Below are 21,120 nucleotides of genomic sequence, written 5' to 3'. Positions count from 1 at the left end.
TGCATCGTTTATTGTCATTGTAGCTTATCTGTGCCTTTTACAGTCGAAACGAACGTTCACTTTCAGAATGTCAGCCGGCGACATCGAGTTTGTAGTATTCCTGTAGCACCGAGCCATATGTCACGTTTGCTGCGGTTGCGATATCTTTGGGCGGTCCCTTGATTTCGACACTCGTCAGGAAGCTCAGTATATCAGGTACCGACAGCATATACTCGGTGGGCATGATACCTCCCCAGCGCAATGCCCTAAGGCGTTCCGCCGGAGCACCGAGGTCAAAGACCACTGGGAAGATGCCCGCCTCCAGGGCCGCAGATAGCGTATAGCTGAACGTCTCAGGCAACACGGACGGCAACCAGACTATGTCGGGAGCCTGCTCATCCAAGACGTTTTGAAGTTCGCTCTCGTCGTAGCGGCCCGTAATCGTCACGTTCGGCAGTCCGCGCAACTCCTGATCCGCCGAGGCGTACCCTACAATGATAAACCTGATCGGGATCTGGTGCTTCAAGGCATACCGCGCGCATTCAACGAGGAGGCCTGACCCTTTCTGGGGGCCGATAGCGCCAATGATCGCAATATGACGCTCGCGCCGATTTGGAATGGGCCTCGGAGGCCTGGGCTTGAGTGCGGTGAAGTGTGGTCGGACGGTGAATACAACATGCGGAAAGTAGCGGCTCATGCGATTTGCAGCATCATCGCTTGGGACGAAAACGGACCTTGCTTCCGCCAGGAAAACACGAAAGTTCGCCCGCCATTTCTCGATCGTCACGTCGCCCGCAATCGACGGCAACGTTGAGATGCATACATTGCACATCGCTGCCTCGGGCTCGCCGCAATACACACCTGAATGGCTCGTCAGAGTGATACGAGGACAAACATACATGTAATCATGCACGGTGACATCGTAGAGGATGCCGGCCCTGTGCGCGGCCTCTCGAATCATATGCTCAGCGCCATCGCCGGCATCTGCTAGATGCTGCACGTGAATATGCTTGATATTCAGCCGATCGATGATTCTGATCAGGGTCTTGGGGTCGTAAGGTGTGCTGAGGTTCGGCAGGTTAGGGACATCACGCAGATCCTGGTTGTCGAATCGCAGCGAGCCTGGCTGTCTCGGATCGGACCTGAGGGTGAAAACCGAAACACCCTCAGTCCGCAGGGCCTGTTGCATTTCTTGCACGTGTCGCTCGGTTCCGCCACCCCTTCCGAGCGTGATAAAGAGCATCGCAGGTCCTTTCGCCTGCGAGTGTCGACGGAGACGCTCAAAATCGAGATTCTCGCGGATTTCTAGGACGGGATCATTGCGAATGAATTCTCGAACGGTCGGGAAGTATTCCGGGTGGAGCGCCTGCATGCGCTTTTCAGCCTCCTGAACCAAGGCCCTCTTTGACTCTTTGAATGAGACCCCGCCGTAGTGCCGGACGAAGACGTTTCCGACGAGCACATTGCTCCAGCCCTTCTTGACCGCGCGCCGACAGAAGTCGTTCTCTTCACCATAGCCACGTCCGAAGTTCGCGACGTCAAAGAGGCCGACTTCGTCGAGGCAGGCTCTGCTGATGTACATGCAGAAACCGACGGCTGTCGGAATCTCGACGCTTTTGCCGGCGTTTACTCTTGCTGCGATTTGATCGAGGGTCGCATCATCGAGTTCCAGCATATCATCATTATCGCTGACGAACTTGGGATAGCTGCAGATCGTTGCGTTGTTCGATAAGGGAGTGACCGTCCCGATCTTCGCATTGGATCCAGCGAATTCAACGATCCTGTCGAGCCAATTTCCATAAACCGCGGTGTCCGAGTTCAGCAACAAGACATCACGGTCGGAATGCAGTGCCATGCCACGATTTACGCTGGCAACAAATCCGAGATTCACCTCGTTCTTGAGGAGGCTGATAAGCCCTCGAGACGCTAGTTTTTCCAGTTCCAGAGAAAGCTCCGGATCGGGCCCGCAGTCGTCGATAACAACGAGGTCATAGGCTGTTCTCTGCGGCGCATTCAGGACGTGGAAGAGACAGTTCAGAGTTTCACGGGCTTGGCCGTAAACGGGAACGACGATGTCGAGAGTTGGGGTCTGGGGAGATCTCCGTTCAAACTCCCGGGCAAGCCTTTCCCAAGCCTCTCGGCTCGGAGGAGCAGGAACCTCAACCTTCCGAGGCGTGTTGTCAGTATCCTCCGTGATCCCATTCACCTCCTGATCGAGGTAGGTAATCGATTGCTCCTGCCTATGTGCGGCGTTTTTCGGCTTCGACGCCGGGAGGGATACTTCGGTTGCGGCCTGTCGGTGAAAGAGACCAGTCGTTCTCAGGCGCAGAGCAGCAACGGCTTTCCGCGCGGCGCGAACAGGGCGCGCGAATTTCCAAGACGTGGAGTTGTAGAGATCGTGAATGAGCGCCTCATGAGCCTTCAGCTTCTTCTTGTATGCCTTAAGCTTGGCGTCGCTTTTCTTTAGCCTTGACCGGAGATCGGCGTTAGTCGTTAGCGCCGTCCCGGCGTGGGCGAGACCGGAGGATGCCTCGTCGAAACGGACGTTCGCTTCGGCAACCTGGAAACGGAGGCGCGCCAACTCGTCGCGCCAAATCTTCGGTGCGCGATCGAAAGGCGTTCGATCCCCATGGCGGGGCACGGATAGGAATGCAGTCGCGAGATCCTCGAATGATTCTAATGCGAGAACCTTGATGGCACCGGTGGCGCTATTGGCATCTTCAAACACGAAATCGGATGGGCAAAACAACATGCCGCAATCCATTGATGACCCAAAGATATTGTCGGCAGCTTTGGAAACGTTGTCTCTGTTGAATGCGTGTGTCGCAACAAAGTAAGCTCGATAGGTTGGTCTTTGTATCTCAGAGAATGCCGAGTATGCTTCCTCAAGGGATTCAAAACTTACAAAAATCAGAGGCTTGTGTTGTGAAATCAACTGGTAAAGGTCGGCCAGTAGTCTTGAGTCTACCCTTGTGACATCGAGCTTGATCAGCGCGACGTTGTCGATGGCGGTATGACCGATTGTATTAGTGGGAGCGACATCCGTGGCGACAGGCAAACTTGGCGCGAAGCTTCGCCGGAAACGTTCGTCGAGTTCGTTCACCACGACGTTCGCAGTGCCATTCTCCACAACCGTCGAACTGAGTGCATCAAGCGCTGCGCCGGCGAACTCATAGGCATGGACGGTGCCTTCCGTCGCGACGCTCCGTGCCAGAGCGAGCGTTGATGTGCCGACGCGAACGCCGAATTCGAGAACGACATCTCCCGGTTGCAGAAGTTCTTGAAACAATCGGACTTGAACCTCCGCCCATTCGCCGTAAAGCTTCAACGACTCGCAGACTAGATCATCCTGTGAATAGGATACGCGGCCGTACTTGGTCGGGATCGTCAACTTCAGGCTATTCATCTGTTCGTGCGAATGCTTCATTTCTAGGCCGTATTGGTGTTGGGAAATTAATCCAAATTCAGGTTGCGGCAGCGCAATAGGGAAACCAAAACTACGCGTGGAAAAGTCTGCCGAGCGGACTTCATGCTTGTTGCCCCGAGTAATCCCTTTTTAAGCGATCCGCACGGCTGAGTGTCGCGCCTTGCTGGCAGATGCCTTATTTTCATGCGGGGCATAGCCCAATTTCGTCGCTTGAGCAATCATGGCGATACGTTCGGCATCGGAACGGTGTCAGACAAAGATCTCGATATTTCAAGGGCTTACTTCGATCGAAGATTAGGTCTCACTCAGTCTGACAAATCGTCTCTGCTTCGCTGTGTCAGTAGATTGAATCGAGAACTCCTGAACCGGCGGCAAGTCGCAACTCGACAAAGCCAGATCATAATCTGGAGTTGGACCGCATTGAGTGCATCGATTCAATATTTTTTGATGCCGTTTATGCTGTTGCCCTAGCGCTTTAGCTCATGAGAGCCGTATGAATGCAGCCATTGTCGGATTAAAGAAAAAATGCCAGATTGTTGATTGTATATATTGCCGATCAGCGTCTTGCCTCATGGATGTCAGTTAATGACATCCGCGTTAATAATAGAGTCAATCGTGATTATCTGCTCGGCAAGCTTGTGACCTTCGTTGATAGGTGCTCTCATCATGGACTAAATCCAAGTTTTATTTTTGTATGCAGCCCGATATCCCGCGAAACCCTTAAGTTGCTAGGCTGCAATTACGGGAGAGTTGCCTCAATCTCATTGATTTATGTCTCCAGAATTGGGATTCGTCGAATTAGCTCGATTTGGTTCCGGACCAACTCCTGTAGAGGACATCCGCTTTTCGGTTGCCACCCCCTGCAAATGATAAACCTTGCTGTACGGCGTGTAGATGATCCTCCGACCGAGAACCCGCCGCAGCGCTTCGCAGAAGATCCAGTCTGACCGGTAGTGCGGACCGTTACGCTGATCGAGGCCCCCGAGGGCTTTGATCGTCTCCGGGCGGATTAGGCCGCAAAAGAGGGGCGCATAGCTCAACTCGACGAGGTTGTCGTCCGGGTCGAAGTCAGGATTGAAGATATTGTCGTGCTGGCTCGAGAGGTTGATGTCGCATTCCAGTCGGGCGTCGGCCGCCGGCATGTGAAGCTTGAGGGCCTTGGTCCCGGCCGGGATCACCTGACGGGGGACGGCGATGCCCGCGTCCTCGTGTTTGACCAGCACGTATCTCAGCTCGTCGAGCCAATCGGGCGTCACCAGGGTGTCGTTGTTCAGGATGACGACCTTGTCGTTCCTGTCGGCGATCTCGGCAAGGCCCCGGTTGACCGCGAAGGAAAAGCCGGAGGCCGTGGTCTCGCGGAGGAGGCTGGCATGGCCGAACGACGCGATCATGCCTTCGAGACGCTCATAGGTCTCGTCGGACGATCCGTTGTCGACCACCAGCACGTCGTAGGGGGTGAGGGTGTGCTCGGCGATGGAGGCGAGGCACATCTCGAGTTCGCCAAGGGACTCGTAGTTAGGGATGAGGATCTGGACGCGCTCGACAGGCAGGCCTGCCAGCTTTCCCCTTCGAGCGCTCCGCACCGAGCGGCTGATCGAGTGCGCCAGGTGTTCGGTCCCGTCAGTGGTCACGAAGAGCTGCGACCAGTCTGCCCTGGCGACCAGCCGAGCTCTGGCCTCGTGAAGAGCCGCCTCTTCACCGTCCTGATCGCCCGCTGCGGTTTCAGCGGTGCTCTCGGACGCTTGGTCCTCATCCCGGTACGGCAGAAAATGGTGGCCGAGCAGGCATGGCACCGCTGTCGGGCGCGCTGCTTCGGTCATCCGCGTGATCCAGTCCCAATCGACGTGACCTCTCAACGCTTCGTCGAAGGGCCCGAGCTCGTCGAGCAGGGAGCGGTCATGGACCAGAACTGTCGTTGACAGATAGTCGAGGTTCTCGATCAGGCTGCGGTTGAACGGCGAGAACCGGATGGATTTGAAGGACCAGCCCAGGCGGGCATCGGCGTCGAAGCCGTTCCAAACGATCTGCGCTCCGTAGCTCGCGCGGGCGCCTGTCGCGCGCATGCAGTTGCGCAGGACGCACAGGCAGTCGGGATCCCATAGGGTGTTCGGGTCGAGATAGGCGACGAGATTTCCCGATGAGGCTGCGACACAGGCATTCCGCGCCCGACCGGGCGTGGCGGGCCTATCGAGCGGCAGCAGCTTGATCCGGTCATCGTCGAACCGGCGCACGAGGGCGGCGATATCCGCGTCATCACCGACATTCGCGACGATCAGCTCCCAGTTCTCGTAGGATTGCATCAGAACTGAGACAATCGTGTCGTCCAGCAGTCCGACCTCAGCCCTGGCGACCAGGACGATGGAGACCAGGTCTGCTGGCGAGGCTCCGCTGTCATCCGCGGAGAACCTCGTCTTCTCGCCGTCCATGTATGCGACGACACGCAGGTCATACTCGGTCAGATCGGGTCCGATCAGGTCGGGCTTGATCATGGCGCGCCGGAGATATTCGGCAAGCGTGCTACTGGGGCGATGGACCGTGCGCTTCTCTCTCAAACGGTAGAGCTCCAGATAGCGCGTCGGCGGCATGCGGGAGAGAATCGGGGAGCTCGTCGCGCGGAAGAGATGTTCCTGCGGTAGCCTCATGCGCGAGGGAAGGCGCAGGTCGGCGAAAAGCGGGCTCGGCCGGTGGCCCGCCGACCTCCCGTTCAACCGATAGTACCGATACCCCTCCTCATGATCGGCTGGCGCCTCAGGATGTTGGCCGAGGTACCACCGGGCGTCGAAGAGGAGGCGTGCTATGTCCTTCCGCGGCGGCACTTTCGGGGCCGGGGCGGCAGGCGGCGCCTGGACGGGCGGGGCAGCCATCGTGACGATACGGTCCGGCACGATCGCCCTGATCGCCCGTTTCACTGGCCGAGGGATCCTGGATAGCGCGGCCTTCAGAAGAGCTCTCATCGTTTCCATGGTGGTCTATGGCGGGCGGGGCCGCCCAGGCCCTCTGGCGTCAATGGCCTGTAACAGAAATACCCCAAAGTCAATGAAGGGCCAGCCGGCCGGCAGCCGCCGAGGGGCGGGGCGCCTGGAGGCGGAACGCTTGCCCCGACGTCGGCCCGGGTGATAAGTCTCGCGCCCCATGTGCAGCAGGCTGACCGTCCCCCGATGAAACACCTTCTCCGGCGAGCCGCAGTTCGCCTCAAGCAGAGCGATCTTCTCAGAAGGGCGGTGTTTCAGCTGAGGGGGATGTCGCCGAACCGCGGGACGGCGGTACTGGGCCGGGCCGGAACGCTTCTCGAGGCGGGCAATTTCAACCAGGCCGCGGACTACCTTGCCGGGGTCGAACGGAAGACGCTGCGGGCATGGCGCGCGCTTCTGAACGCGCTCCTCGCGGCCCACCGGTTCGAGGAGCTCGCCCGGACCTACGAGGCGATGCCCGCAGAGCCCAGGAAGGATTTCGATTGCCGGCATCTTTACCTCCTCGCCGCGGCCAATCTGAAGCGCTCCGAGGCCGTCGGGCACATCATCGGGTCGGTTCTGGAGGAGCCGGACAGCGAGGAGGCCGCGGCGTTCCTGGCGAAGGTATACCTGTTTGCCGAGGGCCGGGGCCCGACCATCGGCCAGGCCGTGGTGAAGCGTATCCTGGACCATGGCCCTTCGCTGGCCGCCAGCCATTTCGACATCATCCTGAAATGCGCCCATCATCTGCGCTCCGGCGGCATGGTTCCAGAGGCGCAGGCGCTCGAGGCCGTGCTGAGGCGGGAGGCGCGCAGCGACAGGAACAAGACCAAGATCGACATTCTCGATGCGCAGCTTCATTTCTGGGGCGGCCGCTACGACCTCCAGCTGGACGGCATCAATGCCGTTCTTGCCAGGCAGGGGCTCGACCCGATCGCCCTGAAGGATGCGCACGCGCCGCTCTCCTGCGACAATCTCCGAGCGGCCTCCGAACCCGCGGCGCCGGCGCGGGGACCGCTGGTCTCGATCCTGATGCCCGCCTACAACAGCGCCGAAACCCTTTCCTACGCGCTGCAATCCTTGCGCAGCCAAACGTACCGGGATTTCGAGGTCATCGTCGTCGACGACAGCAGCGACGATGAAACAGCCCTGATCGCCACCCGGTTCTGCGACGCCGATCCGCGGTTTCGCCTGATCACCCTGGAGCGGAACTCGGGCGCCTTCGTGGCCCGGAACGCGGCCCTGGCGGCCGCGACGGGCGAATTCGTCACCAATCAGGATGCCGACGACTGGGCTCACCCCCAGAAGATCGCGACGGCCGTCGCCGAACTGCAACGAAACCGGTCGGCGGTCGCGACCTGGGTCGAGCACATCCGCTGCTCCCGCGGGCGCGGGTTCAGGGCCTTGAACGGCTATCTTCGACCGGATGCATCATCGCTGATGTACAGGCGGGACGCGGTGATGGCCAGGATCGGGTGGTACGACTCGGTCCGGGCCGCCGGCGATGGCGAGTTCCATCTGCGGATGGAACGGGCCTTCGGGCGCCGGAGCATCGTGAGGATCGACAAGCTGCTGTCGTTCGTGAACTGGTCCGAAGGGACGCTCTCGGGCGGCGGAGTCTTCGCCATCGACAGCGAGTTGGGGCTCTTCAGTCCCGCGCGCAGCGCCTATCGCCGGTCCTTCGGGCTCTGGCACGAGACGACGAAGAGCCTCCATATGCCATTCCCCCTCGAGACGCGCCCGTTTCCGGTTCCGGACAATCTTCTCCCCGCGCGGCCCGTCAGGGCTTGAGGCCGTTCAACGCATCTATCACACGGTCCTCGCGGACGAGGACCGGGGCGCAGCCGAAATAGCGTGCCGCGGCCTCAGCCTGGAGGGTCGAAGGCGCGGTCTCGCCGACAATGTAGAGGCGTCCGGCCGACAGAGTCGGCAATGGCGACGGAGGATCGTCGAGGAGGGTGGAATCCAGAAGGATCGCGGCTCTGCAGGCCGCGTTTTCGCCGGGAACGATGTTCTCGACCAGTTCCGCCGCGATGGCAGCGCGGACCGGGGGCATGATGTTCGCCTCGGCCCGCCTGAAGGTCGGCCAATGAACGAGGCCGAGCTTCAGGCCTGCCTCCGACAGCTTCCGCCAGCGGCCGACATCCTGCTCGAAGGGGCGCGCCGCATCGGCGAAGTTCCCGACCACGACGACGTCGAGGTCCTGGATCGGCTCGCGATGTCCCAGGATGATCCGGGGAGCCGGAAAGCGCCGGTCAGGCGTCATGCGAAGATCGGGCTCGGGTTTCGCCATCTCCGTGGCGTGCCAGAAGCGATAAGCTTCCTTGTATTGGCGTCGCGCGCCGTAGTTCACGGTTGCGATCCCGGCGGCCTTGGTCTGGGTTAGGGACGAACCGCTGAACAGGATCAGCGTCAGAGGCGTTGCGGGATAAAGCTTGTTCGCCACGAGATTGTGCCGTGCCCGGATACGCTCGTACAATTCCGAATCGGCCCCGAGCCGAGTGGCGTCCCAACCGCTGAGGTCGGCAAGGGTCTGCCTCTTCACGAGCAGCGAGGAGGTGTTCTCCATCAGCATTCCGGCCATATTGGCCTTCACGTCGAACCGGAGATCCGTGGAGACCCGGACGCCGATCGTGGTGCTGATGCCCTCTGGGTGGGATGTTGCATGAAGCATCTGCGCGGCGAACTTTTCAGGGTGCGACCAGTCGTCGGCATCATGAACAGTGACGAAATCGCCCGTGGCGTGGGACAGTGCCGTATTCCTCGCGGCGTATGCGCCTCCATTCCGATCATGCCGCAGTGGAATGATGCGCTGATCCCGCTGGGCAAAGTCCTGGATGACCCGCCAGGTCTCATCCGGGCTCCTGTCATCGACAACGAGGACTTCCAGGTTGCGCCACGTCTGATTGAGGATGCTGTTCAGAGCGATCGGGAGAGTATCGGCGCAGTTGTAGGCGGGAACAAGAACGCTGAGCTTCGCGGAAGCCTCCGTAGGACGCGGATGAGCAACGGTGAGGTTCTCGATGCTCAAGGGCGCATCGTCGTTGACCAGGCTGACCTTCGAAAATCCGCCTTCCTCGTAGACCTTGTTCAGCCAAGCCAGGCGTTCGGCATCGGCGGAGCGCACCGACCCGGCCCGGCTTGCCAGCGCATGGCAAATATTCGCGACCGAGAAATAGAACTCCGCCCGCATCCTCGTGTGTTTCGAGGCCCATTGCAGCCATGCCTGAGCTTCGTCCGGGCGGTCGAGGCGAAGCAGGCATTCAACCATCATGAGCTGAGTGTAGACGTTGCGTCGCATTCGGGGGAACGCCGCCGTCATGAGCACCAGGTTTTCGAGCGTGGCGACGTGGTTTCCATTATAGGCGTACCACTTCGCGAGGGACCAGGCCGTCGCGGCCAAGGTGGCACGATCCCTTTGAGCCAGCGGTTTGGAAAGCTCGAGCTCTCTAGCGGCCCGCTCTCCGAAGCCTGACCAGATCTTGGAGAACAGGGGGTGCGGCTCGCGGTTGGGGTTGGGCTGCTGAAATCTTTCCCAGGCTTGGCCGTTCAACACGAGGGGAATGGAATCTAACCCGATCGCAAGCTTCCTGACCGGCTCCGGGAATTTCCGCTTGATGAGGGTTCGCGCCTCAGTCGGAAGGATACGCTTGAGGTTCTGTGCAATGCTCATTCGTGAGGATCACATCCCGAGTGCCTGTTGGCACGGCTAAACAGGGGGATTGTCGGTAAGATCGAAACCTATAGCTCTGTTGTGCTGATCTGCAAAGAGAGGCGGCCCGCGGCGTGGTTTCAAGCCGCGGTTGCAGACTTCACTCGAGGTCAACCGGGGTGTTCGAGAGGTCGAGGGCTGATCAGGCCTCCGGTCCGAGCCGCGTGCCAGATACGGGTCCTATGAAAGACGGATTGATGCAACTATATTGCTATCCTGGGATGTGGATCATCGGTCGAAAGAAGGTTCGCCATGAGCGAGGGCAGCTCCCGGATCATTCCCGTCATTCTCTGTGGCGGTTCAGGCGCACGTCTTTGGCCCGCCTCGCGGGACAGCAGACCTAAGCCTTTCATCAATTTGCTGGGGCCTTATTCCACCTTTCAGATGGCCGTTCAGCGCGTCGCATCACCTGCTAAATTCTCTCAGCCCGTCATCATCCGGAGCAAAGCCGCCAAGTTCGCCGCAGCGGATCAATTGGCGCAGATCGGCGCGGGAGCCGCTATGGTCCTGGAGCCGGTTCAACGGGATTCCGCAGCGGCGATCGCGGTCGCGGCCTGTCACGCCGCATCGAGCGACCCAGAGGCGATCCTCCTGATCGTCCCCGCGGATCATGTGATCGACGACGCCGAGGCATTCTTGATGTCATGCGAGGCAGCGATCAAGCCAGCGAGACAGGGGCATATCATGATCCTGGGCCTGGTGCCGCAGGATCCGGCTACGGGCTATGGCTATATACGCCCGGGAATACCCATCGATGGGACAGCGGCCTTCAAGGTCGACAATTTCATCGAGAAGCCCGATGGGTTCGCCGCCCGAGGCTATATCGAGCAAGGCTACCTCTGGAACAGTGGGATCTTCATGTTTCGGGCCGACGTGATGCTGGACGAGCTAGCGCGCTTCCAGCCGGAAATCCTCGCAGCAGCCCGGGAAGCGCTTTAAAGGGCCGCTGAGGATCAGGACTCCCTCTGCCTGCACGAGGGTTCCTTCGAGCTCGCACCGAAGACGTCCATCGACTATGCCGTGATGGAGCATACGGACCGAGCCGCTGTCATCCCGGTTTCCTTCTCCTGGTCGGATATCGGAACCTGGGAGGCTTTGTGGAATGCCTCGCCCCGAGACGAGAGAGGCAATTGCCTGCGCGGCAACGTGGAAGTGACCGAGTCTCGCAACAGCCTCATCGACAGTGACGGCATTCTCACGACCGTGGCAGGCCTTAACGACATCGTGGTGGTCACTAGGCCGGATGCGGTGCTCGTCGCTGCACGAAAGCGCCCGGATCTTGTGAAGGATCTCGTCGCGTCGCTGCGCGCTAACCAGCGCCCCGAAGCCACTGAACCCGTCCGCGCGGATCAATCGTGGGGGTGGTCCGAGACGATGGATCGCGGCTCCCGCTTCCAGGTCAAGCGAATCGTGGTCAATCCCGGCGCGGGGCTCTCGCCGCAGCGGCATCATCACCGGGCCGAGCACTGGGTGGTCCTGCATGGGAGCGCGGAGGTGACGGTCGAAGGGAGAACCACGCTCGTACGGGAGGGGGAGGCAGCCTATATTCCGATGGGGGCGTTGCATCGCCTTTCCAATCCGGGTCGCGTCCCATTGGAAATCATCGGAATCCAGATCGGCCGCTACACGGGCGAGGACGACATCATCCGTGTCGAGGATAACTGTAGCCGCTAACTGGCTTCGCCGTGGCGATCTTTTCCTGCCTTCAGGTGTTGTGCCTCCTATGAGGCTAGCGGGAGGATTGCGCGGGAATGGGGTCGAACGGAGACATTCTGGATTGCCTGATCGTCGGCGGCGGACCGGCGGGGCTGACGACCGCGCTGTATCTCGCCCGCTTCAAGCGCCGCTTCGTGGTGGTGGACAGCGGCACGCCGCGGGCAGCCTGGATCCCGACCAGCCACAACATCCCGGTCTTTGCGGAAGGGATCTCCGGCAGGGACATCCTGGCCCGCGCCCGGACCAATCTGGAGCAGTACGGGCCGACGATCCAGACAGGGCGGGTCACGGGCCTTCGCAAGCAGCCGGACCGATTTATTGCGGTCGTGGAGGACAACGATGGCGGCATGAGCCAGATTGCGGCCAAGCGCGTGGTGCTGGCCACGGGCTCCGTCGACATCGAGCCCGATCTGCCGGATGTGCCCAACGCCGTCCAACGGGGAATCGTGCGCTATTGTCCGATCTGCGACGGCTATGAGTCCCGGGATCGGAAGATCGCCGTCATCGCGTACGGCTCTCACGGGATCGGGGAGGCGGTCTTCATCGCCCGCACCTATTCCCGCGACGTGACCTTGCTCACGTTGGGTCAACCCCTCGAACTGACCCCCGAGCAGCGGGGGAGGCTTGAGGAGCACGACATCAAGATCATGGAAACGCCCGTCGAGTCCCTGGACATGGAGGAGGATCGGATCTCCGCCGTGCATATGGGCGGCAAGGAGCACCGGTTCGACGTGCTCTATTCGGCCCTCGGGCTGACCTACCGCTCGGACCTCGCCATCGCACTCGGTGCCGAGCATGACAAGTCGGGCGCCCTGACCGTCGACAGCCATTGCCAAACCACCGTCAAAGGGCTCTATGCCGCCGGCGACATCGTCCGCGGCCTCGATCAGATCGTGGTGGGCATGGGACATGCAGCGCTTGCGGCCACCCATATCCACAACCACTGCGAACTGCCCACCGAGGACGAGCCGGGCGGGGCGTGATGCGATCTCTGGGGAAGAGATCGGCGGTTGGGATCTGAGAGTTGCCCTTGATCCCGTAGAGAACATGGTCGGGCTACGGCAGGCATTCGCCAGCATTGCACCTATGTTGCAGGGCGTGGCAAGAACCTTTTCCTGTCCCTTACGCTAGGGTATGTTGGTTCCTGGGGAAGGGCCGTGTCTCGTTTTCCGCGGTCCGTCAGGGGCGGCTAGACATGAATGCAGACGGCGACGATATCGTCTACGCTTACGGTTACGAAATCGAGAATAGAAGCTTTGACGGTGGAGCAGGTCAGGACACCTTCCAGCTTAAGGGAGGTGGATACTTTAACATCTCCCTGGCCGCTGACTTCACAGGTTTCGAAATCATCCAGGGCACATTGGGCGAGGACACGATCTCCATTGCCGGCTCCCAACTTGCCGATGTTCAACGCATCGACGGCGGTACGGGCTACAATTACCTGTATCTTTCCGGCCCGACCGTAGACCTGACGGGCAAATCCATTCTGGGATTTCAGAGTATCCAACTGATCTCGGATGGAATGACCGTGCAGGCTGACAGCTTCGATGTCGCGCATCTGCTGTGGGGCATGGGCTCCGACAACGATGGGCTGGTTCTCGAGGACGTCAACCTAACCAATGCACAGCGACTGATCCTGCACAACCAGGGGATCGACCGCATCACTGATGCCACGGGAGACACCACAGTCAATGAAAAGGCCCAAATTGCTGGCTTGGGCGGGGACCGGGTTATCGTCACCGGCGGGCAGTACACTCTCATTGATGTCGGCCGCGATGCCGTCATCACGGACGATCGGGGGGCGATCCGGTCACTTGAAGTGAGCTTCAGGCATTTGGGCCAGCACGATGTGGAGGGCATCTTTTTCCTTACCGCCTCCGATCGCGTCACCTATGAGACAAGCAGCTTTAGAACCAAAGCGGTCTACGTCGACGGCGTTCTGATCGGCACCTGCGAAGACTTCATCTCCCTCTCATTCAACTTCAACAACGATGCGACGCCTGAGCGCGTCACAGAGGTTCTGCGAGCGATCGCGTTCCGAAGCAATGGCCAGGGCTACCTTCCGGCTGCCGAGGCTGCTGTAGATATTCGTGTCACCGACGCCGGTGGACGCGTGACGCAGTCATCGATGATCCTGGAGAACGCCAACGACGCTCCTGCGGTCCTCGATCTCATCTACGGTAAGATCGAGGAGGGTGCCAAAGCCGACACCTATGTAGGCTGGCTGACAGCAGGAGACCGGAATATGGGTGATACCCCGACCCTTCGGTATTCCCTCGTCGACGATGCGGACGGACGGTTCAAAATCGTGGGCGACAGACTGGTCGTGGCCGATGGCGCTAAGCTCGACTTTGAGCAAGCGCAGACCCATCAGGTTGTTATCCGAGTGACGGACCGCAGAGGGCTTTATCTGGAAAAGACGTTTACGATCGACGTGACCGACAATGCGGCCGACAACCCGACAGTCCCCAATGAAGGCGTGGTTGGCGGTGAAAGTTTGGTCGGCGGTCGCGGCAAGGATACGCTCTCCGGCGGTGCCGGGAACGACAGCCTGTCGGGTGGAACCGGTGACGATGTCCTCTATGGCGGAGCGGGTCATGACGTTCTGAAGGGTGGCGGTTCTGCCGATAAACTCTACGGCGGCTCAGGCGATGACATCCTTTATGGCGGCGACGGCAAGGATTATCTGCACGGCAGCGCCGGCAAGGACGCCTTCGCGTTCACGTCAAAGGCGACAGGCGCCAATATCGACCGGATCGCCGACTTCAACGTGAAGTATGATCGGATCTACCTCGACAACAGGATCTTCACGAAACTCGGGAAGCAAGGCTCGGAGGTATCTCCGGCAAAGCTGTCGTCGAAGTTCTTCACCGTGGGCGATAAGGCCAGGGACAAGGACGACTATGTCATCCACGACAGGGAGAAGGGCGTGCTCCTCTACGACGCCGATGGATCTGGCTCCAGGCACGAGGCCGCCGAGATTGCGACGCTCTCCAAGAACCTGAAACTGTCCGCCTCCCACCTGTTCGTGATCTGACGGTGGGCGGCATGCCCGCCGCGGCGGCCCGACCTCAACGCTCGTGACCTGCGCCGGGTCCGGCATCCGGTCCGGAGACCGTGGATCGGAGTCGGTGTTTTAGGACAGCGCCTCGGCCAGGAGCGGGAGGCTGATGTCCATGCGGTAATCGACCGAGGAATGGTCGTCGTGGAATTCCTCGTAGGTGTGGGGGATGCCGGCGGCTTCAAGCTTCCGGTGCATGATCCGGGAGCCGTAGACCATGTTGTATTGGTCGATGTCGCCGCAATCGATGTAGAAGGCCTTCAGCTTGCGCAGGTTCTCCTGAAGCTCAGGACGATCGACCATGCGCAGGGGGTCCCAGCGCAGCCAGTTGGCCCAGCGCTCCTCGATGACCTCGCAGGTCTGCAGATCCACCGGCAGGCGAACACCGTAGAACTGACTTGGGTCCGGATCGAAGCTCGCCGCCTGGGCGAGGAGCATCAGCACATGCCAATCCTTATCCTTGGCCTTCGGACCAGCTTCGAACTTGCGCAGGAAAGCCTCGATGGACATGCCGTGGTCCACGAGGTGGCGCAGCGCCCCGGCGAACTCGCCGAGGTGATAGAGATATTCGAATCCGACGTCTCCCGAGTGGGAAGCCGCCGCTGACCAAACGGAACCGCCATGCCGCAGGGCATGGACCATGCTGCCGTAACCGCCCGAACTCTTGCCGAAGACGCCGCGGCGCCCATCCCCGCCGCAGCCGAAGCGTTCCTCGACGAAGGGGAGCATCTCGCGCACGAGGAACGTCTCCCAGGAACCCATGGCGGCACTGTCGACATATTGATTGCCGCCCAGACGCGTGAAGCAGTCGGGAAAGGCCACCACGACCGGCGGCATGGCGCCCGTGCCGATCAGGCGGTCGAGGCGCTCGGGCACGTTCTCGCCGTAGTTCTTCCAGTTGGTATGGGCTGGGCCGCCTGCCGTATAGCCCACGAGATCCACGAGGAGGGGCAGGTTCCGGCCGTCTTGACCTGCCGGCACATAGACGTCGATCCGGCGACGGGAGGGATCCCCGAGAAGATTCCCCTTGAGGCTTTGGCTGTCGAGCCAGAGGGTGTGAAGCATGCCTTCCGGAACGTCGTAATCTTTGCGCATGGTCATCCTCATCCGTCGCAATGGGGCATGATGTGGCGGCCAAGAGAGCACTTGTCCAGAATCCAGGCTCTCGCGGCGGTTAATAAGTCCTTATCTCACCTAGCCATTCCCGGGATCGCGGGTCTACGGTGCTGCTCGATAAGCCATATCCTGGGGGAGTATTCATGTCCGACAGTTTCCTGCCGCGATGGAGCCTGAAGACCGAAGGCATCATCATGCCGGATGAGCGGCTGCCGACCGGCCAGATGATCGTCGTAGGCTTGCAGCATGTGGTCGCCATGTTCGGCGCGACCGTGCTCGCACCGATCCTCATGGGTTTCGACCCCAACGTGTCGATCCTGTTCTCAGGCCTTGCCACCATCATCTTCTTCTTCGTGGTCGGCGGTCGAGTTCCGAGCTATCTCGGCTCGAGCTTCGCCTTCATCGGGCCCGTTCTCGTGGCCACCGGCGCGAGCGTCGGCAGCCCCAACGGGAACATTCCCCTGGCGCTCGGCGGCATCATCGCGGCTGGTGCCCTTTATTTCCTCATCGGCCTCGTGGTCCAGCTGGCGGGACACCGCTGGATCGAACGGCTGATGCCTCCGGTCGTGACGGGCGCCATCGTGGCGGCCATCGGCCTCGTGCTCGCACCGATCGCGATCAACAGCGCCTCTGGGGTCACGCCCGACAACCAGGCCGGCAGCGACTTCGCCCGCTGGATCGCTCTCGCCACCGTGGTGGCGGTGGGCTTCGTGGCGGTCTATGCGCCGGGAACGATGCGCCGCCTGCCAGTGCTGATCGGCGGCGCCGCCGGCTACCTGATCTACTACATCTGTGCCAACATCCTGGGCCTCGGACAGCCGATCGACTTCACGAAAATCGGCCAGGCCGCGTGGTTCGGCCTGCCGACCTTCCAGAGCCCGGTCTTCGACGCGCGAGCCATCAGCCTCATCGCCCCGGTGGCCATCATCCTGGTGGCGGAGAATCTCGGGCATATCAAAGCCATCGGCGCCATGACGGGCCGCAACCTCGATCCCTATCTCGGCCGCGCCTTCATGGGCGACGGTCTCGCCACCATGCTGTCGGGCGCGGCGGGCGGCACGGGCATGACGACTTATGCCGAGAACATGGGCGTGATGGCGGTGACCCGCATCTACTCGACGCTGGTCTTCATCATCGCGGCCGGTTTCGCGCTTCTCCTCGGGCTGTCTCCGAAGTTCGGCGCCTTCATCGGGACCATTCCGGGGCCGGTCCTCGGCGGCCTGTCCATCGTGGTCTTCGGGCTCATCGCCGCGACGGCCGGTCGGATCTGGGTGGAGAATCGGGTCGATTTCTCGAACCCGCGCAATCTCATCACCGTGGCGGTCGCGCTGGTCCTCGGGGCCGGAAACTTCAAGCTGAACGTCGGAGGCTTCACCCTCGACGGCATCGGCACGGCCACCTTCGGGGCGATCATTCTCTACCACATCCTGCGGATGACGCCTGAAACCGCCGAGCGTCCACACCCGGCGGAATAGCGCCGGCCCTTTCTCAGGAACAGGCAATTGGAGCCCGCGTTGAGCCCCAACGCGGGCTTCGCTTCTTTGGAGACCTGACCTCCATCCTGGCCGGTCGGGGGCCCGCATCCTCTTCTTTGACGGAATGATGCCATGAGCTCCGAGCAGACGCAGACCGTTCCTCCCCAAACGCAGGACCGGCAGCCTGGACACGAGACCGAAATGACCCCGCGACCCGAATACGAGCCCCGTTATCCCGGCAGCGGCCGGTTGCAGGGCAGGGTCGCGCTCATCACCGGCGGCGACAGCGGCATCGGGCGGGCGACTGCCGTTCTCTTCGCCCGCGAGGGAGCCGATCTGGCGGTCCTGTATCTGAACGAGGGCGAGGATGCGCAGGAGACGAAGCGACTGGTCGAACGGGAAGGGCGGGCATGCCTGACCATCGCCGGCGATGTCGGCGATCCCGGCTTCTGCCGCTCTGCCGTCGAGCAGGTCGTCCGGCGCTTCGGCAAGCTGGACGTCCTCGTCAACAATGCGGCCGAGCAGCATCCGAAGAAGGATATCGGCGAGATCACGCCGGATCAGATCGATCGCACCTTCCGCACCAACATCTTCGGCTACTTTTATATGGTGCAGGCAGCCATGCCGCATCTGAAGCCGGGCGCTGCGATCATCAATACCACGTCGGTGACGGCCTACCGCGGCAGCGCCGACCTTCTCGACTACAGCGCCACCAAGGGCGCGATCGTCGCCTTCACGCGCTCTCTGGCCCAGAAGCTCGCTGGCGACGGGATCCGGGTCAACGGCGTGGCTCCAGGACCCATCTGGACGCCCCTCATTCCATCCACTTTCCCGGTCGAAAAGGTGAAGCAGTTCGGTGCCAACACACCCCTGAAGCGTCCAGGGCAGCCGAACGAGGTCGCGCCTTCATACTTGTTCCTGGCGTGCGAGGACTCTTCCTACATCACAGGTTCGGTCCTGCACCCGAATGGCGGGGATGCGACGGAATCCTGAAAAGGGAAGGGCGGCTCAAAGGGCCGCCCTTTCTGTAAGCACCGAGTAGCGCGTCAGCGTCTGCGGCGGACGCGAACAGGGACGAGGCTTTGCTGCGGCGTCGCCCAGGCGAAGAAAAGCATGACGGCCGACAGAGACCCGCCAAGAACGAAAAGGACTTCTGCAATTTCGACTTGAGACGCCGCACCAGTCATCGCCGCCAGGACAGTAACAACCGCAAAGATACAGAATGCGCGAAGGGCAACCGAACGAGTCATCGACCATCTCTCCCAAGTGATCTGGAAAACGTATGGGCTAGGGGCAGGTTCCATGTGAAAGAAAGCCTGCCCGAATACCTTTGAACGGTGGATGAACACAGTTGAGCGTGCTCCGATTGGAACCCTACAGTCGCGCTTGGCGTTGTTTGAACATCGTCGGCTTACAGTCGATTGTAAATTCAGCGAGGTAACACCATGCTCGGTTGGGCAGTCACTTTTCTCATCATCGCTCTGGTCGCAGCTCTGTTCGGCTTCGGCGGCATTGCCGGCACGGCTGTCGAGATTGCGAAGCTGATCTTCTTCGTGGCGATCGTTCTTTTCGCCATCTCGGCCGTGATCGGTCTGCTGCGGGGACGAAGCCCCATGTGATGTTGGCCCCGTGACGCCGATCAGGTGTCGAGGTCACGAACGCCGCCTCGCAAGGGCGGCGTTCTCGTTGAGGAGATGACGATCGGGAAAGGAGAGGGGAACGGTCAGCCCTGCAGGGCTGCTCTTGTCATGCTGTCGGGACCGAGGTCTTCGATGTCCTCGACGTTCAGCAGGGACGCGAGGCGAAAGCGGGCACGGTTCACGCGGCTCTTGATCGTCCCGACGGCGCAGCCGCAGATATGCGCGGCCTCCTCGTAGGAGAAGCCGGATGCGCCGACCAGAAGCAGAGCCTCGCGCTGGTCGGACGGGAGCTTGGCGAGCGCGCTGCGGAAATCCTCGAAATCCAGGTGAGAGCCCTGTTCGGGCTGAACCTTCAGGCGCCCTGCATAGGAGCCGTCGGGATCCTCGACCTCGCGACGCCGCTTGCGGTACTCGGAATGGAAAAGATTGCGAAGGATGGTGAAGAGCCACGCATTCAGGTTCGTTCCCGGCTCGAACCGATGCAGATTGGCCAAGGCCCGGAGGAGAGTGTCCTGAACAAGGTCGTCCGCCCTGTCGACCTGACCCGAAAGCGAGATGGCGAAGGCGCGAAGGCTGGGAACCGCTGCGAGAAGGGCTTCCCGTAACTCCGGTTCAGGTTCTGGGGTCATTGAGACCCCTCCTTCCCCCCGTTCTTCTTGTCCAGCTGATCGAGCAGTTCCTTGAAACGGTCCGGCACAGGCTGCTGCATCAGTTCGTCATACATGGCACGAAGTTGGTCGCCGATGCGCTTCTGACTGCCGCTGTCGAGCTTGGGGTCGTTGGCAAGCTTATCGTCCTTGTCGTTCACGGATGTATCCAGAATGGCCCGAGCAAGCTTGTTCCCCTTATCGACCGTCATCTTCGTCCCCTTGCCATCCCAATTTTTTCAGGGGGATAGCCAATCTTGGCAATATCCATATATTCGTTTTCGAGCAATAACGCTGGTTGCTGCGCCCGGTTCCATCCGTGGAACTTTCGCAGCTTCGCCGCGTTTAATGGTCCGTCAGTACAACGAGCCAAAAGCACAGTTAAGGGGAAGCGAATGTCGACAGCGCAGCTTGTCGTCCAGCATTTACCGTATCTTCGCCGCTACGCGCGCGCGCTCACAGGCAGCCAGATGGCTGGTGACGCCTATGTGGCCGCCACCCTCGAAACCCTCGTGAGCGAGCCCGAGACCATCGGTCCTTCCGGAAACGTGAAGGTCGAGCTCTTTCAGGTCTTTACCCGAATCTGGAATTCCCTGTCGGTGAACGGACGCAGCGAGCAGATCCAGCGCGACCTGCCGGCGGAGGTCCGTCTCGGCCAGATTACCCCGCTTCCCCGTCAGGCCTTCCTTCTGTCCTGCCTTGAGGGCTTTGGAGAGGAGGAGGTCGGCCAGATCCTCGACGTCGACACGAAGACCGTCCGTGAACTCGTCGACGAGGCCGGACGGGAGCTTGCGGCCGATATGGCAACGGACATCCTCATCATCGAGGACGAGCCTCTCATCGCGATGGACCTCGAGGCTCTGGTCGAGGGCCTCGGCCACAACGTGACGGGAGTCGCCCGCACGAGGACCGAAGCCGTCAAGCTCGCTTCCGCCAAGCAGCCCGGCCTGATCCTGGCCGATATCCAGCTGGCCGATGGCAGCTCGGGTCTCGATGCGGTCAACGACCTCCTCAAGGCCTTCGAAGTTCCGGTGATCTTCATCACGGCGTATCCCGAGCGCTTCCTGACCGGCGAGCGGCCCGAGCCCGCCTTCCTGATCGCCAAGCCGTTCCAGCCGGCGAACGTCTCGGCCGTGATCAGCCAGGCCCTCTTCTTCCAGCAGAGCGCCCGGCGCCGCGAGCCCCGTGCTGCAACGGCCTGATCCCTCAGGCTGATAGGATTACCAAGTAATAGCCCGGCCGTTGGCCGGGCTTTTCTTTTATCATGACGTATAGGCACAAAAAAAGACGGGCTGATGAGCCCGTCTTAGGTGCCGGCCAATGCACAAGGGGAATGCGGGGAGGACCAGGAGGCCGGTACTTTAAGAACGCCCTATCGAAAACAAAGGTTCCCAGC

Annotated in this window: 14 protein-coding genes and 1 pseudogene; 8 read left to right on the top strand and 7 right to left on the bottom strand. The window is 60.8% G+C overall.

What is annotated here, in order from left to right:
• Nucleotides 1–70 precede the first annotated feature (70 nt).
• Nucleotides 71–3,406 carry a glycosyltransferase gene (locus HPT29_RS17790; protein ID WP_259060142.1) on the bottom strand — a complete coding sequence of 1,112 codons (3,336 nt, stop codon included), beginning with the start codon at nucleotides 3,404–3,406 and terminating at the stop codon, nucleotides 71–73.
• Between the two features lie 761 nt (nucleotides 3,407–4,167).
• The gene (locus tag HPT29_RS17785; protein WP_173948533.1) at nucleotides 4,168–6,315 is read right to left on the bottom strand and encodes a glycosyltransferase family 2 protein; all 2,148 of its coding nucleotides are present in this window, start codon (nucleotides 6,313–6,315) and stop codon (nucleotides 4,168–4,170) included.
• 330 nt (nucleotides 6,316–6,645) lie between these two features.
• On the opposite strand from HPT29_RS17785, the gene HPT29_RS17780 reads away from it, so the two are divergent.
• On the top strand, nucleotides 6,646–8,148 hold the full coding sequence (locus HPT29_RS17780; protein ID WP_173948532.1) for a glycosyltransferase family 2 protein: 1,503 nt from the start codon (nucleotides 6,646–6,648) through the stop codon (nucleotides 8,146–8,148).
• Here HPT29_RS17780 and HPT29_RS17775 read toward each other — a convergent pair.
• Nucleotides 8,138–10,030, bottom strand: a complete 1,893-nt coding sequence (locus HPT29_RS17775) for a glycosyltransferase family 2 protein (protein WP_173948531.1) — start codon at nucleotides 10,028–10,030, stop codon at nucleotides 8,138–8,140. The two genes, HPT29_RS17780 and HPT29_RS17775, sit on opposite strands and share 11 nt — an antisense overlap.
• 291 nt (nucleotides 10,031–10,321) lie before the next feature.
• On the opposite strand from HPT29_RS17775, the pseudogene HPT29_RS17770 reads away from it, so the two are divergent.
• From HPT29_RS17770 to HPT29_RS17760, 3 genes and pseudogenes are all read left to right on the top strand, one after another.
• Nucleotides 10,322–11,743: pseudogene (locus tag HPT29_RS17770) on the top strand (mannose-1-phosphate guanylyltransferase/mannose-6-phosphate isomerase).
• A 77-nt stretch (nucleotides 11,744–11,820) separates the two neighbouring features.
• On the top strand, nucleotides 11,821–12,768 hold the full coding sequence (locus HPT29_RS17765; RefSeq protein WP_173948530.1) for an NAD(P)/FAD-dependent oxidoreductase: 948 nt from the start codon (nucleotides 11,821–11,823) through the stop codon (nucleotides 12,766–12,768).
• A 212-nt stretch (nucleotides 12,769–12,980) separates the two neighbouring features.
• Nucleotides 12,981–14,822, top strand: a complete 1,842-nt coding sequence (locus HPT29_RS17760; protein ID WP_173948529.1) for a cadherin domain-containing protein — start codon at nucleotides 12,981–12,983, stop codon at nucleotides 14,820–14,822.
• A gap of 99 nt (nucleotides 14,823–14,921) precedes the next feature.
• Here the strand turns inward: HPT29_RS17760 and HPT29_RS17755 are convergent, their stop codons facing one another.
• Nucleotides 14,922–15,941 carry an alpha/beta hydrolase gene (locus tag HPT29_RS17755; protein WP_173948528.1) on the bottom strand — a complete coding sequence of 340 codons (1,020 nt, stop codon included), beginning with the start codon at nucleotides 15,939–15,941 and terminating at the stop codon, nucleotides 14,922–14,924.
• A 164-nt stretch (nucleotides 15,942–16,105) separates the two neighbouring features.
• Here HPT29_RS17755 and HPT29_RS17750 point away from each other — a divergent pair, with 164 nt between their 5' ends.
• Nucleotides 16,106–17,437 carry a solute carrier family 23 protein gene (locus HPT29_RS17750; protein WP_173948527.1) on the top strand — a complete coding sequence of 444 codons (1,332 nt, stop codon included), beginning with the start codon at nucleotides 16,106–16,108 and terminating at the stop codon, nucleotides 17,435–17,437.
• Between the two features lie 132 nt (nucleotides 17,438–17,569).
• Complete coding sequence (locus tag HPT29_RS17745; RefSeq protein ID WP_173948526.1) at nucleotides 17,570–18,430, top strand: SDR family oxidoreductase; 861 nt, start codon at nucleotides 17,570–17,572, stop codon at nucleotides 18,428–18,430.
• Between the two features lie 53 nt (nucleotides 18,431–18,483).
• On the opposite strand, the gene HPT29_RS17740 is transcribed toward HPT29_RS17745, so the two are convergent.
• Nucleotides 18,484–18,687 carry a hypothetical protein gene (locus tag HPT29_RS17740; RefSeq protein WP_173948525.1) on the bottom strand — a complete coding sequence of 68 codons (204 nt, stop codon included), beginning with the start codon at nucleotides 18,685–18,687 and terminating at the stop codon, nucleotides 18,484–18,486.
• A 195-nt stretch (nucleotides 18,688–18,882) separates the two neighbouring features.
• On the opposite strand from HPT29_RS17740, the gene HPT29_RS17735 reads away from it, so the two are divergent.
• The gene (locus HPT29_RS17735) at nucleotides 18,883–19,056 is read left to right on the top strand and encodes a DUF1328 domain-containing protein (RefSeq protein ID WP_009494036.1); all 174 of its coding nucleotides are present in this window, start codon (nucleotides 18,883–18,885) and stop codon (nucleotides 19,054–19,056) included.
• Nucleotides 19,057–19,160: 104 nt separating this feature from the next.
• Here the strand turns inward: HPT29_RS17735 and HPT29_RS17730 are convergent, their stop codons facing one another.
• Both HPT29_RS17730 and HPT29_RS17725 read right to left on the bottom strand, forming a co-directional pair.
• A complete protein-coding gene (locus HPT29_RS17730; RefSeq protein WP_173948524.1) occupies nucleotides 19,161–19,706 on the bottom strand; it encodes a sigma-70 family RNA polymerase sigma factor in 546 nt (181 codons plus the stop codon).
• Nucleotides 19,703–19,936 (bottom strand): NepR family anti-sigma factor, encoded by a 234-nt coding sequence (locus HPT29_RS17725; protein WP_173948523.1) that lies wholly within the window; start codon nucleotides 19,934–19,936, stop codon nucleotides 19,703–19,705. Before HPT29_RS17725 ends, HPT29_RS17730 begins: the two co-directional genes overlap by 4 nt.
• Before the next feature lie 183 nt (nucleotides 19,937–20,119).
• Here HPT29_RS17725 and HPT29_RS17720 point away from each other — a divergent pair, with 183 nt between their 5' ends.
• Nucleotides 20,120–20,926: a response regulator gene (locus tag HPT29_RS17720; RefSeq protein ID WP_173948522.1), complete on the top strand. Its 807-nt coding sequence runs from the start codon at nucleotides 20,120–20,122 to the stop codon at nucleotides 20,924–20,926.
• Nucleotides 20,927–21,120: the final 194 nt, after the last annotated feature.

This window comes from Microvirga terrae, assembly GCF_013307435.2.
Taxonomy (GTDB): domain Bacteria; phylum Pseudomonadota; class Alphaproteobacteria; order Rhizobiales; family Beijerinckiaceae; genus Microvirga; species Microvirga terrae.
Note: the sequence above shows the minus strand (reverse complement) of the source record. Positions and strands in the feature narration are given on the sequence as shown.

What these genes read in the sequence shown, in the direction of transcription:
- HPT29_RS17740 (WP_173948525.1), bottom strand. Translation starts at nt 18,687, where the DNA reads ATGACTCGTTCGGTTGCCCTTCGCGCATTCTGTATCTTTGCGGTTGTT.
- HPT29_RS17725 (WP_173948523.1), bottom strand. Translation starts at nt 19,936, where the DNA reads ATGACGGTCGATAAGGGGAACAAGCTTGCTCGGGCCATTCTGGATACA.
- HPT29_RS17775 (WP_173948531.1), bottom strand. Translation starts at nt 10,030, where the DNA reads ATGAGCATTGCACAGAACCTCAAGCGTATCCTTCCGACTGAGGCGCGA.
- HPT29_RS17780 (WP_173948532.1), top strand. Translation starts at nt 6,646, where the DNA reads ATGTCGCCGAACCGCGGGACGGCGGTACTGGGCCGGGCCGGAACGCTT.
- HPT29_RS17735 (WP_009494036.1), top strand. Translation starts at nt 18,883, where the DNA reads ATGCTCGGTTGGGCAGTCACTTTTCTCATCATCGCTCTGGTCGCAGCT.
- HPT29_RS17720 (WP_173948522.1), top strand. Translation starts at nt 20,120, where the DNA reads ATGTCGACAGCGCAGCTTGTCGTCCAGCATTTACCGTATCTTCGCCGC.
- HPT29_RS17750 (WP_173948527.1), top strand. Translation starts at nt 16,106, where the DNA reads ATGTCCGACAGTTTCCTGCCGCGATGGAGCCTGAAGACCGAAGGCATC.
- HPT29_RS17755 (WP_173948528.1), bottom strand. Translation starts at nt 15,941, where the DNA reads ATGCGCAAAGATTACGACGTTCCGGAAGGCATGCTTCACACCCTCTGG.
- HPT29_RS17790 (WP_259060142.1), bottom strand. Translation starts at nt 3,406, where the DNA reads ATGAAGCATTCGCACGAACAGATGAATAGCCTGAAGTTGACGATCCCG.
- HPT29_RS17730 (WP_173948524.1), bottom strand. Translation starts at nt 19,706, where the DNA reads ATGACCCCAGAACCTGAACCGGAGTTACGGGAAGCCCTTCTCGCAGCG.
- HPT29_RS17765 (WP_173948530.1), top strand. Translation starts at nt 11,821, where the DNA reads ATGGGGTCGAACGGAGACATTCTGGATTGCCTGATCGTCGGCGGCGGA.
- HPT29_RS17745 (WP_173948526.1), top strand. Translation starts at nt 17,570, where the DNA reads ATGAGCTCCGAGCAGACGCAGACCGTTCCTCCCCAAACGCAGGACCGG.
- HPT29_RS17760 (WP_173948529.1), top strand. Translation starts at nt 12,981, where the DNA reads ATGAATGCAGACGGCGACGATATCGTCTACGCTTACGGTTACGAAATC.